Origin of the sequence: Acinetobacter sp. ANC 5054 (genome assembly GCF_002135295.1) — a bacterium.
GTDB lineage: Bacteria > Pseudomonadota > Gammaproteobacteria > Pseudomonadales > Moraxellaceae > Acinetobacter.
In genome coordinates this window covers 14,224-31,702 of the sequence record NZ_NEGG01000016.1, presented here as the reverse complement: position 1 = coordinate 31,702, position 17,479 = coordinate 14,224, and the positions used below count along the sequence as shown (strand labels likewise).

Sequence of the window (17,479 nt, the reverse complement as noted above, 5' to 3'; positions counted from 1 at the left end):
GTATCCAAAAAAGCATAACTCAATAAAACAACAAAATTATGAATGGGTATTTTTATGGGAAGAGTTGCCATCTTCGACTTCAAGTGGTGTTTTTGGGGGCCAGAAGAAATCACTTGGACGTGTGAGAAAATGGGTCATCACCAATTTCGCTAATGGTTTCCATTGTTCAAATCTTACACGTCTTGCACGTAAAGCTACAATAATAGTTAACGTGAAACTGACGAATAAGTTGGTGAGACCAATCAGTAGCACGCCTAAAAATGACACAATAATTAAACCAATGTCAGGGGAACCATTAATATTGATTAGACCTTGGATAAAGTTGGCTGACGCGAAGGCAATGTGACGAATGTCGAGTGGCAGACCGAGTATATAACCCAGTGTTCCCATGCTACCAAGCATGATCCCGAACAGAAAATTACCAGCCAATGCACCTAGGTTGCGCTCAATATAAGCTGCAAATTTATTGAGTCTTTCCTGACCTAACAGGTTTTTGAGTTTGCGATGTGCTTGAATACGCGGCCCAACCTTACGATACACCGCCATGTTGTCAAAATAGCCCGCAATCAAACCTGACAAAAACAAGCAAACGCCAGCAATAGCTGCATGGGGGATGGCCAAAGAGGTAAAAGGATTTAAATCATGTAAGGTTTTGGCTGCTTTGGCGTGATTCATTAAGGGTTCATGTAGTGCCATATCCCAACTTAGGGTAATCAGTGCAGCTACAGGAATTGCAATACTAATGTTGCCTAAAATGGCAATAAACTGCGTTCGAATAATGTTAATAATCAGTGCGGCAAGTTCGGCAATTTGCGCCATTTTCGAGCCTTTGCGGTGTTGAACCGTAGAAGCTAACGCGGCAGCTGTCATCGCGGGCTGTTTGGTCGCTACAGTAAAGTGCAGCACATGAATCAACATAAAACCGAAGGAATAGTTCAGGCTATAGGAAATCGCTTGCATTAACGGTGCCATAGTGGCACGTGTCATGAGGACTTTGAGTGTTGCCATGCAGGCAATAATCACACCTGCACCCGCTGCCGAGCGATACATGCTCATGAAGCCTTGTTTATCTGTACTTACATAATGTTCACCAGTTTTACTGGCATTTTCGGTGACTTGTAGCGCAACCAATTCACTATTGGTGGCCAGCAAGTCTCGAACACTACGTTCACTATAAATGGCAGAGGTAACATCATTGAGTAAACTGCCCATCGAGATATAACGGACATCGTCTTCTTCAACGATTAAATTCAGCAAAATTTCAAGACGATCTAAACATTGTTCAAGTAATGACAATAGATAGGTGAGGCTTACACTAACACCAATACGTTTGGTAGCACGACGAATTTTTAGTACCACATCACGACATTGTTCAAGCATGACTAAAGCTTGTGAAGCATCTGGTGGCAACACTACACTCATTTGTTCAGCATTTTGATGGCGCTTTTTATATTGCTGAATAAATTCGTTGATCTCACGGTTCTGAACCAAAAAAGGCGATTCATATTCCGTGAGCTCGGGTTGTGCATTAATAAACTCAGGGTATAAACCAATACCACTGATTCGGTAGGACAGTACTGTAATAGCTTTGATTAGCTCACGACGAATCTGTCTTTTCTCATCTTGATTACTGTATCCCTGATTGAACAGGTGAAAGAGCTGAATCCACTGTTGGTCATCAATACTGTCGAGCCAATATTTATCATTTGGATGGTAGAACACATGGCGTACTAAATCTTGTAGCTGTGTTTTATCATTGATGAGCGGTAGAAAATGTGCACCTAAACGTTGAAAGAGCTGACCCCAAAAGCCATCTAGAGACAAGATCCCTGTATCTGCGTATAAACTTGTCTGTTTATATTTGCTAATAAGTCTAAGAACAAAGCTTTGTAGGGTTGATGTCGCATCTGGTGTAATGAGTAATGCTTGAATGAACGCTTGAAATTTTTTCTTAATTTCGTCGGTATTTTTTGTATCTTCAGGTCGAATTCGGTTTACCAATTCGATCAGCAAGTTTTCATCCAACACAGCTCGAGGGGTGTCAAGCTGTTGCTGCATGGTTAAAAAGATATCATTAAGTTTTATATGCATAGGCAAGGGGAATTACTTTGAATATTAATTTTATTGAATTCGATGTAATGCCAAGTTCGCAAGATTGATTAAAGCTTGACGATATTCTGTGTCAGGCAATGCTTTTAAGGCTGTTAAAGCTGCATCTGTTTCCTCAGTTGCACGTTGGCTACAATAATCAAGCGCACCTGAACTTTGGACAATTTGGATGACACGTTCTAAATCTGCCGTACCACCTGTTGCGATACTACGGCGGATAATCTCGTGCTCTTCACCCGTCGTATTCTTCAATGCAGAGATTAAAGGTAAAGTTGGTTTACCTTCCATCAAATCATCACCAATATTTTTACCTAATGTTTCAGCATCTGAGGTGTAATCTAAAATATCGTCAATAATTTGAAAGGCATTACCAAAATGACCTGCAAATTTACGCAGTGGTTCACGGTACTCAGGTGTGCCAGTTAAAATTGCTGCACCTTCGGTTGCTAGCTCAAATAAGCGAGAAGTTTTGCCATGAATAATATCTAAATAAGTTTGTTCAGTGGTTTCAGGCTGATGTTGTGATTGAAGTTGTAACACTTCACCTTCCGCAATTTCACAGGTACCTGTAGAAAAGTCTTTGAGTAAAACTTTACTGTCTAAATCGACCAATAAATCAAAGGCACGTGAAATCAGAAAGTCACCGACCAAAACTGCTGTTTGATTATTCCATGTCGCATTTGCGGTTGGGCGACCACGGCGCAAGCCAGATTCATCCACGACATCATCATGGACCAATGTCGCTGTATGTAACATTTCAATAATCGCAGCGAGTTTACGATGTTTCTCTAAATCATCTGCACCGCAAGCCTTTGCTGCAAGTAAACACATAATAGGACGCATGCGTTTACCACCAGCTTCAACGACATGCTTACTCACTGCCATGACTAAGGCAACTTTAGAAGTAATCCCTTCATTAATGAATGTGTCCATCGCAGCAAAGTCGGTTGCAACAGGCGCGAGAATATCTTGCTTAAAGTCGATGGTCATATGAAGGGGAACCTCAATAATTTTTAAATTACGGTTGTAGTGTAGCAATTTGTTTTATCAAAAACAGATAATAAGCGACTTAATTGGCTTAATCTTAAGTGATTTTTTCATCAAGCACGAAGTATGGGGCGATTTATTCACCTAATCCTTAGCACAAACTCTCTTTTTTAATGGTTCACTTAAATCTGAGGCCTATATAGTAGCGAATTGAATTTAAAAATCTATTTCAATTTACTGAAAACTTCAGCAAAACCTTTATTTAAACTCAGTAAATATAAACTGTTTATAAAATATACATGGTATAAACTATTATTTTGCCAAAATGGCTTGTTGTTTTTATGGTTATCCCTTAAAATCCTTGCCCTTATACAACCCCAGTGACGATCGTTTTAAGATCGGTATATCCCTTTACCGGCACGACAACACGGGCATGTTTGGAGTACATTTATGTACGCAGTAATCCAAAGCGGTGGTAAACAACACCGTGTAGTTGAGGGTGAAACCCTTAAAGTAGAATTATTGAAAGCTGAAACTGGCTCAACTGTTACTTTTGATGACGTGTTGATGCTTGTTAACGGTGAAAGCATTCAAATCGGTGCTCCAGTGGTTGCTGGTGCTACTGTAACTGCTGAAGTAGTTAGCCATGGTCGTCACGACAAAATCCGCATTGTAAAAATGCGTCGTCGTAAACACTATCGTAAACAACAAGGTCACCGTCAATGGTTCACTGAGTTGAAAATTACAGCTATTTCAGGCTAATTACGAGGAGTAAATAGACATGGCAACTAAAAAAGCCGGTGGTTCGACTAAAAACGGTCGTGACTCGAATCCTAAAATGTTAGGTGTTAAAATGTACGGCGGTCAATCTGTGACTGCTGGTAACATTATCGTTCGTCAACGTGGTACTGAGTTCCATGCTGGTCAAAACGTAGGTATGGGCCGTGACCATACTTTGTTCGCGACTGCTGACGGCGTGATCAAATTCGAAGTGAAAGGCCAATTCGGTCGTCGCTACGTATCTGTTGAAGCGTAAGTTTTAATAGAAAAAAACCCACTTTATGTGGGTTTTTTTACGTCTCAAGAAAAGTTTCATTCATTTTTTAGATTGTTACAAATGATGTTTACGACAATAAATCACCATAAATAGTGATATGCGTCACAGTTTTTAAAGTGCGTAATAGAGGAGTGCAAATACAAAAAGGATAAGGACATGAATAAAATATTAAGAACAGTGTTTATTAATGCCGACTCTGAGAAAAGGGACTTTCTTGATAAGAGCCAGAAACTCACTATGCAAAACGGCTTAGACTTAAATCCAAAATTTGAATATACCGACACAGTTTCGGCTGCCATTAAAACCGTACCAAAATTGCTTGCTGTAAGTATTTTACTAACTTTGGGCTCAATCGCTTGGGCGGGTGGTGGAGGTAGTGGTAGTGGTTCTCATCCAAAACCTGGCTGTCATACATGTGGAGGAGGTGGACAACAAGGTCCAGTAGGACCACAGGGACCTCAAGGTGAACAAGGTCTTCAAGGTATACAGGGCGAAAAAGGTGACACTGGCGCTACAGGTGCACAGGGTGAACAAGGTCTTCAAGGTATACAGGGCGAAAAAGGCAAAAAAGGTGACACTGGCGCTACGGGTGCAACAGGTGCTGCTGGAGCCAAAGGTGATACTGGTGCTGTAGGTGCAACAGGTGCTACTGGAGCCAAAGGTGATACTGGTGCTGTAGGTGCAACAGGCGCTACTGGAGCCAAAGGCGATAAGGGAGACACTGGTGCTAATGGTCTAAACGGTGCGAGTGCTTATCAAGTTGCAGTTACAAATGGTTATGATGGAACTGAAACACAGTGGTTAGCAAGCCTTAAGGGTAAAGATGGCATTAATGGAACAGATGGTACAAATGGTCTAGATGGTGATAGTGCCTATGAAGTTGCGGTTACAAATGGTTTTGAAGGCACAGAAACTCAATGGTTAGCAAGCTTAAAAGGTGCTAGCGGTACAGATGGTCTAGATGGTGATAGTGCTTATCAAGTCGCAGTCGATAATGGCTTTGAAGGTAGTGAAGACCAATGGCTAGAAAGCCTTAAAGGTGCAATGGGTGATCAAGGCTTAACAGGTGCAAATGGTTTTAGTGCCTATGAACTTGCTATTAAAAACGGTTTTGAAGGTACAGAAACAGACTGGCTATTGAGCTTAAAAGGCAGTGATCCGTACGTTAAAATCCAATCTAATGTTGCGAACACAGCACCAAAACCAACGGCAAACGGGAAAGATGCGATTGCTGTGGGTGCGGGGAATAGTTCTGCAGGAGATCAATCTGTTGCGCTTGGTGTAAATAATACAGTGAGCGGCAATGGTTCGGGTGCGGTGGGTTCCAATAATAATGTCGCTGGTAATAATACCTATGTTATGGGTAATAATATCACCACCTCTGCAAACAATGCAGTTGTACTTGGCAATGGATCAACCTCTACTCGTGATAATACTGTTTCAGTTGGGTCGGTGGGTGGAGAACGCCAAATTATCAATGTGGCGGCAGGTACAGCAGACACGGATGCTGTAAATGTTAAACAAATGCGTCAAGCAGATTTGGAAGTGCTTAATAACTCTAAAGCTTATACGGATCAGCATGGTGCGAATATTTTAAATCAGGCAAATAGCTACACCAACCAACGCGTTGATGATTTAAATCGTAATTTTAATAACTTCAAAGACAGTGTTCATGGAGCGGTTGCATCCAGTATTGCAATTGCATCATTACCGCAACCGACTGAAGCTGGATTCAATATGTTCAGTGTGGGTGTCGGTACATGGGAAGGTTCACAAGGTTATGCTGTCGGTTTTAGTGGTGTAACTGATAGCAATAAATATGTATATAAAGTTGCTGCAACCACTAATTCTGAAGGTGACTTCGGTGCTGGTGCTTCAATAGGCTGGCAGTGGAAATAAAAAATTAATTAAACAAAATTGAAAAAGCTCTTGCTACGGCAGGAGCTTTTTTATTTTTGTACAAATATCTCCATCATGATGAATAAAATTGCTGTTTTTGCATTAATAACCATACAAAACTGCTTATATTCTCTAAATTTAGTAAGCAAAAGTGGTTTAAGATGGGCCATCTAACAAATTGCTTTGATGCAAATTATAAAAGGTGAAATTATGAAAATGCTTCGTAAAACCATCTGTGCTATGGCACTAGGTGCAGCGACTCTGGCACCGCTAATGAGTACAACTGTATTCGCTGCGCCAGTTGCAGCGTCGGAGCAGCAAGCGACAGCAAACTTGGTGAAACAATTATCTGGAATTAAAAGCTTTACTGCGAACTTTCAGCAAACGACTAAGGTAACCAATCCTAAAGCAACACAGAAAAAAGGCTTGAGTGCACAGCACATGAACCAAACCTTTACTGGTGTAATGAAAGTGCAGCGTCCAGGTAAATTTTATTGGGAAACGACGAGTCCATCAAAACAAACCATCGCAACTACAGGTAAAACTGTTTGGATCTATGACCCAGACTTACAACAAGCGGTCCGTCAAAGTTTAGATGATCAAGTGGCAAATACACCGGCCTTGTTATTGTCAGGTAATACTTCTCAAATTATGAAAAGCTACCGTATTACCCAACCGAATAAAACCAAAACTTATTACACTTTATATCCAAAAAATGATGATGGTGTATTCCAAAGTTTGACGATTAGTTTTGGTGCGAAAAATGCACCGACATTAATGATTTTGCAAGATTCATTGGGTCAAACCACCAATGTACGTTTCAGCAATGTAAAAGTGAATGCCTCTATTCCAGCATCAACATTTAACTTTGTTCCTCCTAAAGGAACTGACATTATTGATCAGTAATTGATTCAATTATGTTTAAAAAGGAGTTGACGCGAGTCAGCTCCTTTTTTTATGGATAAATGTAAAGCAACCAAGTCTAAGATACTATCAATTTAGTAGTATGCTAATACGAGTAAGCGTAAGTGCGCTTAAGATTGAATGTAGGTAAAGAGATTCTGGGATGAAAAAAACTCATATAAACATGATGGCATCGGCTGTTTCAGCGATTTTTTTAATGGGAACACTCAGTGCATGTCATCCGCGAAATGAACCCGTTGAAGACCCTGCTGCAACACAAAAAAAAGCAGTGCAGGCAGATACCATTCCCTTGATTCAATCTAAATCAGTTGCGATGCAATTGCCAAAAGCACAGGTTTGTGATGCGGAAGGTTGTACGCAATATACCATTCAAACAGTTGAAACCAATGTCGATTGGATTAATCAATATTTTAATGACCGTATAAAAAAAGCAGATCCGATTGCATTTTCAACTGAGCCTAATCAAAAAATTGATTTATCTGATAAGACAGATGCAGGCTTAAGTCAAAGTACAACTTCTGTTCGATATATTAGTCAGTGGGGACATATCGCGACATTTGCTATCGAAAGCTATACCTATGCAGCACATGCTGCTCACGGCATGTCTCATGTTGAATATGTCAATTTTGATTTAAAAGCAAAAAAACGCTTGGCTTTACAGGATGTATTGGTGAAAGGTGCAGACGCGAAAGTGATTAGCGCACTATTTGATGCAAACTTTATGTGGTTAGATAGCCACGATATTGAGCGTTCAAAACTGCAATTAAGCGATAATTTTTATTATGGCGCTAACGGAATTGTATTTGCTTACCCACTATATGAATTGGCGAGCTATGCAGAGGGAATGCCTGAACTAAAACTCCCTTACTTTATGGCTAAAGGACTATTTAAACCTGAATATTTACCAAGTTTGCCAAATTACGAAACTAAATAAGACAATTTGAAGCAAGAATATTGGTTTAATATGGGGCAGCTGTAAGCTCGATCACTGTATTTTTCAGTGTTAAGAGCTTACACTATAGCCAGTTTTTTTCTTTACTTCAGATTGGCTATGATCGACCCGAAATTACTCAGAAATAATATTGAGGCTGTAAATTTAGCCTTAGCAAAACGTGGTGTTCAACTTAACGTCGCAGAGTGGGCAGACCTTGAAGCTCGCCGTAAAGAAATTCAGTCAAAAACTGAGTCTTTGCAAGCTGAACGTAATGCTGGTGCAAAACAAGTTGGCCAAATTAAAAAAGCAGGCGGCGATGCCTCTGAAATCATGGCACGCATGTCTGCAATTGGCGATGAAATTAAAGCCGCAGAAGTTGCACTTTCTGAGCTTCAGGCTGAACTCGAAGCTAAATCTTTATCTATTCCAAACTTGCCACATGAGTCTGTACCTGAAGGTAAAGACGAAAATGACAATGTTGAAGTTTTAAAATGGGGCACACCTCGCCAATTTGATTTCGATATCAAAGATCATACTGATCTTGGTGAAATGATGGGCGGTTTAGAGTTTGAAACTGCAACAAAATTAACAGGTACACGTTTTAGCGTATTAAAAGGTCCATTGGCTCGCTTACAACGTGCAATCACCCAATTTATGTTAAATACACATACTTTGGAAAATGGTTATACCGAAGCTTACGTACCTTATTTAGTGAATGCTGATTCATTACGTGGTACAGGTCAGTTACCAAAATTTGAAGAAGATTTGTTCAAACTTCAAGGTGAGAAAGAGTATTACCTCATTCCAACGGCTGAAGTTCCTGTAACCAACTTCGTACGTGACGAAATTATTGACCCAGAACGTCTACCACTAAAATATGCAGCACATACCCCATGTTTTCGTAGTGAAGCGGGTTCATATGGTCGTGATACACGTGGTTTGATCCGTCAGCACCAATTCGACAAAGTAGAAATGGTTCAGATTGTAAAACCTGAAACTTCTATGGATGCATTGGAACAGTTAACAGGTCATGCTGAAGGTATCCTTCAAGCATTAGGTCTGCCATATCGTAAAGTTGTACTATGTGCGGGTGATATGGGCTTTGGTGCAATTAAAACTTATGACTTAGAAGTTTGGGTACCGAGCCAAAATACCTATCGCGAAATTTCTTCATGTTCATGCATGGGTGACTTCCAAGCGCGTCGTATGAAAGCACGCTACCGTGCAGACCAAAAGAAAACTGAATTTGTGCATACATTAAATGGTTCAGGTCTAGCAGTGGGTCGTACCTTGCTTGCTGTGATGGAAAACTACCAACGTGCGGATGGTTCAATCGAAATTCCAACTGTACTTCGTCCATATATGGGCGGTGCAGAATTTATCGATTAATTGTCGATAAAGTGCATACGTTTGTGCACAAAATTTGCTTAAGACAATCAGATTTAAAATACTGAGGTAGTGTGTGGATATTTTTCCAATCTCGTTGAAGTTGCAACAGCAACCTTGTCTGATTGTTGGTGGTGGTCGAATTGCATATCGTAAGGCGGTGCTGCTTGCAAAAGCAGGTGCTTACCTTACGGTGCTTTCACCCGAAATAGAAGATGAATTAATGCAATTGGTTACACATAGCCAAGGGCAATATCTCAATTCACGCTTTCAAGATACTCAAGTCAATTTGCGCGCGTACCGTTTGGTTATAGCCGCAACCAATGATAAAGCCATTAATCAAGCTGTGTTTGAAGCCTGCGAAGCTGAAAATGTTTTGGTGAATAGTGTCGATGATCCTCCGCATTGTCGATTTATGGTACCAGCGATAATTGATCGTTCTCCGCTAGTCATCTCTGTTGCAACCAATGGCACATCACCTGTGCTCTCACGTCAAATACGAACCCAGTTAGAAAGCTCAATACCGCATGGCATGGGCAAACTGGCTGAATTTTCTGGAAAATGGCGCGCTGCGGTAAAAAGCAAAATTGTTAATCCAGATGAGCGCCGCATTTTTTGGGAAGACTTATATGCAAGTCCACTGAAAGAGCAAGTGTTCAATGACAATCTTGCTGCTGCAGATGAGCTGATCCAACAAGCTTTAAATGAATGGCAAAAGCCGAAAGGTGAAGTTTACTTGGTCGGTGCAGGCCCGGGCGATCCTGAGCTACTGACGCTGAAAGCATTGCGCCTTATGCAACAAGCCGATGTCGTGATTTACGACCGTTTAGTCTCAGCGCCAATTATGGATTTATGCCGCCGTGATGCTGAAAAAATCTATGTGGGTAAGGCACGTTCTAATCATGCCGTACCACAAGAAGGTATCAATGCCTTGTTGGTTAAGTATGCGAGTGAGGGCAAACGTGTATGCCGCTTAAAAGGTGGTGATCCGTTTATCTTTGGTCGTGGCGGTGAAGAAATCCAAGAACTGTTTGCAGCAGGTGTGGCATTCCAAGTCGTGCCGGGTATTACAGCAGCTTCGGGCTGTTCTGCTTATGCAGGGATTCCACTAACACATCGTGACTATGCGCAAAGTGTTCGCTTTTTGACAGGTCATCTCAAAGAGGGTTCACCAGAACTACCTTGGAATGAGCTGGTCTATCAAAATCAGACGCTTGTGCTGTATATGGGCTTGGTAGGCTTAGAAAGTATTTGTGAAAAGTTGATTGCACATGGTCAGCGTCCAGATATGCCAGTAGCTTTGATCTCTAAGGGAACAACACCAGAACAGAAAGTTGTGGTGGGTACTTTGGCAGATATTGCATCTAAAGTCAGTGAATACCAAATTCAGGCGCCTACATTGACGATTATTGGTGATGTGGTGAGTCTGCGTGAACAACTTCAATGGCTGGATTGATGGATGGCCTATTATTTTGCTGGCTATTATTTGCTGCGGCTTAAACGACATGCATTATTGAACAGGGCTAATCAATTTATTCGTACTTGCAGTTCTTGCATTAATGATCATTTGATTAGCGATTGGTCTTATTCATGCGTTAAAAATGCTCATTTTAAAATAGAAGATGTACAAAGCCAGTTTAATTTGTCTAATTTGCAATTGAGTAACTTGCGAAAGTGGGCTGATCAACATAGTTTGCAAGATCAGGTTGGTTGGAACAGCCTCTTTTACGATATTGAAACTGCTTTAGAATATAAGCATAAATTCTTTGAGCATTGTCAAAATGTTCACTTATTATCAATGTATATTGATGAAGAATATAGACAGGATATTCTTGAAATTTATAAACCTGCTTTTCCTAATATAGGAGAAGTCGGCCTTTATGCATGTTTGAAGAAGGTAATTGTTGAACCTGAAGATACAAATGAATTACTTTTAGGCTATGACTATATTGGCATAGAACCTGGTGGAGATTTTCACAGTTTTCATTGTCACCATCTTGCAGATAGTCTTTGTGAGAAATTCAATTTAGAACTAAATTACAATAATTTATTTGATGATTCTTCAAGACAGTCTGAAATTGAAGATTTTCTAAATGATGAATCGTCAGGACTTGAAGCAGTCCCATGGGGGATTGCAAAAGTGAAGTTGGTCAAATCTTGGTAAATATGTATTTATCAAACAATTTAATATAGAGAAAATACGTGATACATGTTGTTTTATACGAGCCAGAAATTCCTGCAAATACAGGGAATATCATTCGTTTATGTGCCAATACTGGAGCGCAGTTACACCTAGTCAAGCCTTTAGGTTTTGAGTTGGATGATAAAAAATTACGTCGCGCGGGATTGGATTACCATGAATGGGCACATATGAAAGTTTGGGAAAACTTTGAAGAATGCCTTGCTGGCTTAAAAGAGCAAGGTATAGAGATCGATGCAATTTATCCATTAACCACCAAAGGTTTTGAAACTCCGCATACGTCGAATCTAAACCGTCCAGTGGCACTGTTAATGGGTCCTGAAACACGTGGCCTACCTGAAAATGTACGTATGATGTTTCCTAAAGAACACTGGATTCGCTTGCCGATGGCACCAAATTCACGTAGCTTAAATTTATCAAATGCGACAGCGGTCATTCTCTATGAAGCATGGCGTCAGCAGGATTTTCAAGAGTTGAAGTAAAACTTACTTCTTTCTCAAGCCACCTTCGGGTGGTTTTTTTATGATTCAAATATTCTTGAGTAGCATTATGTAAGCAAAAACAGGAATAGCTTCTGCTTAAATTGAAAAAAGTGTATAAGAAACAAGAGGATTAGATTATTAAGAGTAAAGTTGAAGTATGTTTAATCACAATAAAAAATGGTGCATGATTTTTTTTATTTCAATCTGCGTTTCACCTATGGTTTTTGCCGATACAGAAATTCCGATTGATAACAATCAACTTGCAGAAATACAACCTTTGACTAAAGCAGAAATTCAGCAGCTATTATCTGAAATGCAACAGCGTCAAAATCAACGGATTGAAGAGTGGGGTAAAACACTTAAAGCAGAGGATTTTGAGCGGACGTGGTTGGGTCGACAATTGAAAAAACCTAAACGCCAAGAAGTCTGTGGGATCTATCAAGGCCTGGTGAACGAAACCTATGCATTGGCACAAAAGAATAAATTACGCCTACCTAAATCAGATCAGCAATTTTTAGAAGATCGCGACCTATTTATTCAAAGTTTAGGGTATAAGGATAATATTGTGGATACCAAGATGGGTTTTAACTGTCGACTTCGTTAAGCTCGATAAGGTATTAATCAGACTTCGGGAGGAATAAATTCCGAATAAAAAGGCCCGATAAATATCGAGCCTTTTTTGATGCTTAAATTCTGAAATTAGAACTTGTCATCAAATTCGTTATGTTGAGGTGCAGGGTGTTTGAAACCTTTGGTTTTATAACCTAGGTATAAAATACCGAACATTGCCCACCATAAACCGTATTTCAAAGCTGTTTCTTCAATCTCTAACCACATTGCAAAGATACTGATAAAACCAAGCAGTGGAATGACTACGAAGCTAAAGATATCTTTGGCATTTTTGGTGCGACCGTCACGAAGTGCATAACGTGAAATTACTGACAAGTTGACGAAAGTAAAGGCTGTTAATGCACCGAAACTGATCATCGAAATAACGATGTCTAGATCCATGAAACCTGCAGTTAACGCGACTGCACCCACAATCATGATGTTGTAAGATGGTGTGAAGCTTTTCGGGCTAATATGACCGAAAATTTTCTTATCAATAACACCATCACGACCCATAACGTACATTAAACGTGATACACCTGCGTGTGCAGAAATACCCGATGCCATTACGGTTACGATTGCGAAGGTCAGTACATACGATTGGAATAGTGAACCACCGACCAAAAGTAAGATTTCAGGTTGAGTTTCAGCAATATTTTTGAAGTATTTACCTGGCTCAGAAGGGAAATAGAGCTGCATGAAGTAAGTGCTGATAATGAAGATTACACCAGCAATCAAAGCTGTTAAGAAAATTGCTTTTGGCAAAGTTTTCTCTGTATCTTTGGTTTCTTCAGCAAGAGAACTCAATGAGTCAAAACCAGTGAATGAGAAGCAAAGTAAAGTTGCACCTGTAATTAGGGCACCCACTGAAGTCAATTCATTCCAGAATGGTTCAAGGCTCCATAACTGATAACGCTCAGCAGCAGTAATCGGGCCATCTGCATTCATACCTAACTGAAGTTTGCTGTACACCATCCACGTGAAAATACCAATCACAAGAAGCTGTACTATTACAATCAGACTGTTAAAGTTAGCAACGAAACGCGCACCACGTAAGTTAATACCTGTCATAAATGCCGTCAGCACAATAACCCATACCCAGTGGTTTACTGATGGGAAAAGCGCTTCAAGATAGATTACAGCAAGAATGATATTCACCATTGGTGACAGTAAGTAATCTAGCCAAGATGACCAGCCCACCATAAAACCAACGTTCGGGTGAATCGATTTTTGAGCATAGGTATACGCCGAACCCGAAGATGGATAGCGACGGATCATATGACCATAACTAATAGACGTGAACAAAATTGCGATCAGGGCAATAATGTAAGAAGTGGGCACGTGTTTATGACTTTCTTCTGATACTAAACCGAACGTATCAAATAAAGTCATAGGTTGGATGTATGCCAAACCAATAATGATGATGTGCCAGAGTCCAAGCGTTTTTTGCAGTTTAGCTGCCGATTGAGTCCCAGAGTTATTTGTCAACGGCGTTATCCTCTTATCGTTGATCAAGGATCATTCATGTTCTAAGGATCGTTTGAGACGAACGATCCCCCCTACGTTTTGAAACAAAAGTGCGCCAATCTACTCCAAATTGGTACATTTTGTCAGTAACTTTGAAATTATTTTTAGCAGAAACTATGCCAGTTTGATTAAAAAGTGGCTTATCAATACTTCTGCAATTGAAAAGCCCGATGTTTAAAAAAACATCAGGCTTCATTTTGTCGCTATATTCGCTTATTTTTCAGTAATTACCAAGCTTTTTTTAGAATACTTTTTAAGTCGTCTAAGTTGGCTTCTTTCGGATTGTAAATAATCGAACCGTCATTTAGGGCCTTTTCTGCCACTTCATCTAACTGTGCTTCAGTGACTTTGCCCGTTTCACTTAAAGTGCGTGGTAACTTGGTTAAAGTGAATAGACGATCACGAATGGTTAAAATCGTTGAAATGGCTTTGTCTGCACGTAAATGAGCTGGCGTTTGCGCATAAATATCAGGGCCTGCAAGCACTAATAGCAAATCTGCAATTTTATCGCCATTGGTTTCTTTGTTGTATTCAAGCACATATGGAAGAAATAGGTTCATACATAAACCATGCGGCAAGTGTGCTACTGCACCAAGTGCATGACCCAATGAATGGACTAAGCCTACCATTGAGTTCGAGAATGCGATACCAGCCATAGTCGATGCTTGTGCTAATTCTAAACGACCATGTGCATCTGCTGTATTGTCTAAGACATTAAACAGGTTATTGCTAATTTTTTTAATTGCAGCTGTTGCATAGGCATCAGAAATTGGGTTTGCCGCCATGCAAGTATAAGCTTCAATTGCATGCGTCATCGCATCCATGGCAGTCATTGCCGTTAAGTGCGGCGGCAATGTTTGCGTCATGCGCGGATCAAGAATTGCGGCATGTGGCATCAAATAATTAGATGCGAATGCCATTTTGACATTTTTTTCAGGATCAGAAACCACGGCAACCATAGTTACTTCAGAACCTGTACCTGAAGTGGTCGGAATCACAAAAAATGGATTCAAGGGTTTTGGCAGGTTATGTGCACCTGAATATTTCAGCAAATCATCACCACCTTCAGACACCAAAATATTGGTTGCCTTTGAAGTATCAATCACTGAACCGCCACCAACTGCAATGATCGCATCGCAATTATTGTCACGATAGAGTTGGGCAGCTTTACGTACCGTTTCTAAACTTGAATCGGGCGGTACATCATCAAAAATATAACCAATGACAGCGTCGGTACTTTCAAATGCAGCTTCAATGGGTGCAAGTAGGTTATTACTGCGCACACCTTTATCAGTAATAATCATTGGGCGTTTAGAACCCAGAGTTGAAAGTTCAAATGGAATGTGTTCTAACGCAGCATGGCCAGCAATCACTTTTACAGGACAGAAAAATTCGTAATATGGTTTAGCCATGTGTTATGCGCTCCGTTTTAAATATGATTGGGCTACTTTTAAATAAATATTCGCAGCGCCACTGAGTTTTTCTTTTAGGCTTAAATCGGTTGGATATTCTTTGACAGCAAGTTCTGCAACCAGTTTAGGTAAAATGAGAGATTCCATTTTATTCAAACAACGAACGAGGCGAATGGCATAGGATAAATCGCCATCGGCAATCATACGGTCATTGGCAAAGGCTTGAGCTGTACTTTCTTGAAATGAAAACACTAAAAATGCATGAGTAACATGTTTAAAGGTGATCGTGAGATCGGGTTTTTGAGCACCCGGTGTCAGGAGCTTCAATTGATGATCTTCTGTCACTTGCGCTACAAACGCAGCACCATTTGGAAAAACATTCATAGAAAGAATGAAATTGACAGGAAACTTTGCAATTTCTTGTTTGATCTCTTCATCGACCTGGCTCGCCATAACCAGACCTCTGCCAATCACGTCCATCATGAGTTTGACATAGGCCTGTTGGAGCGCGGGCTTAACGGATTTAGTTGCAATCACGTGATCTTCCCTTAGCTATAATTATATATTTAGAGTATTTACTCTAAATTATTTTGTTTTAGAAAGCAAAGTCTTTTATAGTTGTTTGACTGTTACATCTTTAAAGTAACCGCTGTTTTTCAAAGTATCAATGATATCGACGCATAAGTTTTCAAATTTTGGGTAATCTTGCACCAAATCTTGTATACGAACCATTTCTAATCCTGCATAGCCACATGGATTAATGGTGTGGAAACCAAAGAGATCACAATCAATATTCAGTGCCAAACCGTGATAGCTGCGGCCTTTACGAATTTTAAAACCTAAAGAGCCAATTTTACGATCATTGACATATACACCCGGTGCATCCGCTTTGGCATAGGCTTCAATACCGTATTTTTTCAGTAACTCAATCATCAGGTTTTCTGCATACGATACCAATGTACGTACATTCCAGCCTAGACGGTTTAAATCAAACATGAAATAAGCGACCATTTGCCCTGGGCCATGCCAAGTCACTTGTCCACCGCGGTCAGATTGAACCACAGGAATATTACTTTGAACTAAAATATGTTCTGGTTTGCCTGCTTGACCTTGGGTGAGGACGTCGGGATGCTGCAAAATCCATAGCTCATCTGGTGAGTTTTCATCTCGCTGTTCTGTATAAGTTTTCATTTCGACAAAACGATCTTCATAGGGTGTCAGATGGTTGTATTGGCGAATGATTAAAGTCGGTTTTACAGCGTTCATTACAACAGAATTTCCTTAGCAGCTTTGAATTGAGCGTTGTTTGAGTTACGTCATTATTTAGGAGGGATAGACATATATTCTTCAAAATTTTCGATGTATTCATCTAAATTTTCTTCAAGCATTTTTCTATATTCGGTTAGGAAATATTCTATTGTTTCTTCTTTAGCATTTGCTAATTCTTCACCAGTATTCCATCCAGTTGCACTTACCCAAGCATTAAAACGTGATGTTGCGTAAAGCATTGAAGCGCTGACTTTTCCTCGTCCTATTTCTTCTGTTATCTGCTGATTAGACAATTGAATATGCTGATCCGCTCGTTCATAGAATTCATCATCAATATTTTGCATTATTATTCTCACAAAAAATCCAAAATACTTGCGTATTTTGGATTTCTTCATTAAAGCGAGGTCTTAATTAAAGGACATGCAGCTAAATCTGCATAAAGCGCATGCACTTGTTCGAGTTCTTCGAAACGTAGCTGCGCAGTAATAGAGTGATATTTACCTGTACGTGAAGGCTGAACTGCTAAAGTTGCTTCATCGAAGTCAGGAAAATGCTTCACTAAAATTTCTACGACAGCACCGTGTAATTCAGTTCCTGCATTACCAATGAGTTTGATTGGATAGTCCATCGGGAATACCCAAAGATCTTCACGGAGTTCGCGAGATGGAGTGCGGTCTATCATAG

General features: G+C 40.1%; 18 protein-coding genes. 10 read left to right on the top strand and 8 right to left on the bottom strand.

Features of this window, described 5'->3' with window-relative positions; genetic code table 11:
- Positions 1 to 36 precede the first annotated feature (36 nt).
- Positions 37 to 2,091 (bottom strand): site-specific recombinase, encoded by a 2,055-nt coding sequence (locus B9T33_RS14530; protein ID WP_086179602.1) that lies wholly within the window; start codon positions 2,089 to 2,091, stop codon positions 37 to 39.
- Positions 2,092 to 2,121: 30 nt separating this feature from the next.
- On the bottom strand, positions 2,122 to 3,099 hold the full coding sequence (gene sdsA / locus B9T33_RS14525; protein ID WP_086179601.1) for an All-trans-nonaprenyl-diphosphate synthase: 978 nt from the start codon (positions 3,097 to 3,099) through the stop codon (positions 2,122 to 2,124).
- 447 nt (positions 3,100 to 3,546) lie between these two features.
- On the opposite strand from sdsA, the gene rplU reads away from it, so the two are divergent.
- From rplU to B9T33_RS14475, 10 genes are all read left to right on the top strand, one after another.
- The gene (gene rplU, locus B9T33_RS14520) at positions 3,547 to 3,858 is read left to right on the top strand and encodes a 50S ribosomal protein L21 (RefSeq protein ID WP_086176296.1); all 312 of its coding nucleotides are present in this window, start codon (positions 3,547 to 3,549) and stop codon (positions 3,856 to 3,858) included.
- 19 nt (positions 3,859 to 3,877) lie between these two features.
- Positions 3,878 to 4,132 carry a 50S ribosomal protein L27 gene (gene rpmA, locus B9T33_RS14515; protein WP_005097774.1) on the top strand — a complete coding sequence of 85 codons (255 nt, stop codon included), beginning with the start codon at positions 3,878 to 3,880 and terminating at the stop codon, positions 4,130 to 4,132.
- Between the two features lie 177 nt (positions 4,133 to 4,309).
- Positions 4,310 to 6,052, top strand: a complete 1,743-nt coding sequence (locus B9T33_RS16655; protein WP_086179600.1) for a YadA family autotransporter adhesin — start codon at positions 4,310 to 4,312, stop codon at positions 6,050 to 6,052.
- Positions 6,053 to 6,262: 210 nt separating this feature from the next.
- Positions 6,263 to 6,958, top strand: a complete 696-nt coding sequence (lolA, locus tag B9T33_RS14505; protein ID WP_086179654.1) for an outer membrane lipoprotein chaperone LolA — start codon at positions 6,263 to 6,265, stop codon at positions 6,956 to 6,958.
- 160 nt (positions 6,959 to 7,118) lie between these two features.
- A complete protein-coding gene (locus B9T33_RS14500; RefSeq protein ID WP_086179599.1) occupies positions 7,119 to 7,910 on the top strand; it encodes an RsiV family protein in 792 nt (263 codons plus the stop codon).
- 117 nt (positions 7,911 to 8,027) lie between these two features.
- Complete coding sequence (gene serS / locus B9T33_RS14495; protein ID WP_086179598.1) at positions 8,028 to 9,299, top strand: serine--tRNA ligase; 1,272 nt, start codon at positions 8,028 to 8,030, stop codon at positions 9,297 to 9,299.
- A 73-nt stretch (positions 9,300 to 9,372) separates the two neighbouring features.
- On the top strand, positions 9,373 to 10,752 hold the full coding sequence (gene cysG / locus B9T33_RS14490; RefSeq protein WP_086179597.1) for a siroheme synthase CysG: 1,380 nt from the start codon (positions 9,373 to 9,375) through the stop codon (positions 10,750 to 10,752).
- A gap of 3 nt (positions 10,753 to 10,755) precedes the next feature.
- Positions 10,756 to 11,460: a hypothetical protein gene (locus B9T33_RS14485; RefSeq protein ID WP_086179596.1), complete on the top strand. Its 705-nt coding sequence runs from the start codon at positions 10,756 to 10,758 to the stop codon at positions 11,458 to 11,460.
- 38 nt (positions 11,461 to 11,498) lie between these two features.
- Positions 11,499 to 11,978, top strand: coding sequence for a tRNA (cytidine(34)-2'-O)-methyltransferase (locus B9T33_RS14480; protein ID WP_086179595.1), 480 nt, complete (start codon positions 11,499 to 11,501; stop codon positions 11,976 to 11,978).
- A 217-nt stretch (positions 11,979 to 12,195) separates the two neighbouring features.
- Entirely contained in the window at positions 12,196 to 12,582 is a 387-nt protein-coding gene (locus B9T33_RS14475) for a hypothetical protein (RefSeq protein WP_086179653.1), read from the top strand.
- A 95-nt stretch (positions 12,583 to 12,677) separates the two neighbouring features.
- On the opposite strand, the gene B9T33_RS14470 is transcribed toward B9T33_RS14475, so the two are convergent.
- From B9T33_RS14470 to B9T33_RS14440, 6 genes are all read right to left on the bottom strand, one after another.
- Positions 12,678 to 14,075, bottom strand: a complete 1,398-nt coding sequence (locus B9T33_RS14470) for an APC family permease (protein WP_086179594.1) — start codon at positions 14,073 to 14,075, stop codon at positions 12,678 to 12,680.
- Positions 14,076 to 14,341: 266 nt separating this feature from the next.
- Positions 14,342 to 15,526: an iron-containing alcohol dehydrogenase gene (locus tag B9T33_RS14460; protein ID WP_086179593.1), complete on the bottom strand. Its 1,185-nt coding sequence runs from the start codon at positions 15,524 to 15,526 to the stop codon at positions 14,342 to 14,344.
- 3 nt (positions 15,527 to 15,529) lie between these two features.
- Positions 15,530 to 16,063 carry a hypothetical protein gene (locus B9T33_RS14455; protein WP_086179592.1) on the bottom strand — a complete coding sequence of 178 codons (534 nt, stop codon included), beginning with the start codon at positions 16,061 to 16,063 and terminating at the stop codon, positions 15,530 to 15,532.
- A gap of 75 nt (positions 16,064 to 16,138) precedes the next feature.
- Positions 16,139 to 16,792, bottom strand: a complete 654-nt coding sequence (gene lipB, locus B9T33_RS14450; RefSeq protein ID WP_086179591.1) for a lipoyl(octanoyl) transferase LipB — start codon at positions 16,790 to 16,792, stop codon at positions 16,139 to 16,141.
- A gap of 53 nt (positions 16,793 to 16,845) precedes the next feature.
- A complete protein-coding gene (locus B9T33_RS14445) occupies positions 16,846 to 17,139 on the bottom strand; it encodes a DUF3144 domain-containing protein (protein WP_086179652.1) in 294 nt (97 codons plus the stop codon).
- 50 nt (positions 17,140 to 17,189) lie between these two features.
- Complete coding sequence (locus tag B9T33_RS14440; protein ID WP_086179590.1) at positions 17,190 to 17,477, bottom strand: YbeD family protein; 288 nt, start codon at positions 17,475 to 17,477, stop codon at positions 17,190 to 17,192.
- Positions 17,478 to 17,479: the final 2 nt, after the last annotated feature.

Excerpts from the sequence above, each read along its gene's own strand:
- B9T33_RS14530 (WP_086179602.1), bottom strand. The coding sequence starts at position 2,091 with ATGCATATAAAACTTAATGATATCTTTTTAACCATGCAGCAACAGCTT.
- sdsA (WP_086179601.1), bottom strand. The coding sequence starts at position 3,099 with ATGACCATCGACTTTAAGCAAGATATTCTCGCGCCTGTTGCAACCGAC.
- rplU (WP_086176296.1), top strand. The coding sequence starts at position 3,547 with ATGTACGCAGTAATCCAAAGCGGTGGTAAACAACACCGTGTAGTTGAG.
- rpmA (WP_005097774.1), top strand. The coding sequence starts at position 3,878 with ATGGCAACTAAAAAAGCCGGTGGTTCGACTAAAAACGGTCGTGACTCG.
- B9T33_RS16655 (WP_086179600.1), top strand. The coding sequence starts at position 4,310 with ATGAATAAAATATTAAGAACAGTGTTTATTAATGCCGACTCTGAGAAA.
- lolA (WP_086179654.1), top strand. The coding sequence starts at position 6,263 with ATGAAAATGCTTCGTAAAACCATCTGTGCTATGGCACTAGGTGCAGCG.
- B9T33_RS14500 (WP_086179599.1), top strand. The coding sequence starts at position 7,119 with ATGAAAAAAACTCATATAAACATGATGGCATCGGCTGTTTCAGCGATT.
- serS (WP_086179598.1), top strand. The coding sequence starts at position 8,028 with ATGATCGACCCGAAATTACTCAGAAATAATATTGAGGCTGTAAATTTA.
- B9T33_RS14485 (WP_086179596.1), top strand. The coding sequence starts at position 10,756 with ATGGCCTATTATTTTGCTGGCTATTATTTGCTGCGGCTTAAACGACAT.
- B9T33_RS14475 (WP_086179653.1), top strand. The coding sequence starts at position 12,196 with ATGGTTTTTGCCGATACAGAAATTCCGATTGATAACAATCAACTTGCA.
- B9T33_RS14460 (WP_086179593.1), bottom strand. The coding sequence starts at position 15,526 with ATGGCTAAACCATATTACGAATTTTTCTGTCCTGTAAAAGTGATTGCT.
- lipB (WP_086179591.1), bottom strand. The coding sequence starts at position 16,792 with ATGAACGCTGTAAAACCGACTTTAATCATTCGCCAATACAACCATCTG.
- B9T33_RS14445 (WP_086179652.1), bottom strand. The coding sequence starts at position 17,139 with ATGCAAAATATTGATGATGAATTCTATGAACGAGCGGATCAGCATATT.
- B9T33_RS14440 (WP_086179590.1), bottom strand. The coding sequence starts at position 17,477 with ATGATAGACCGCACTCCATCTCGCGAACTCCGTGAAGATCTTTGGGTA.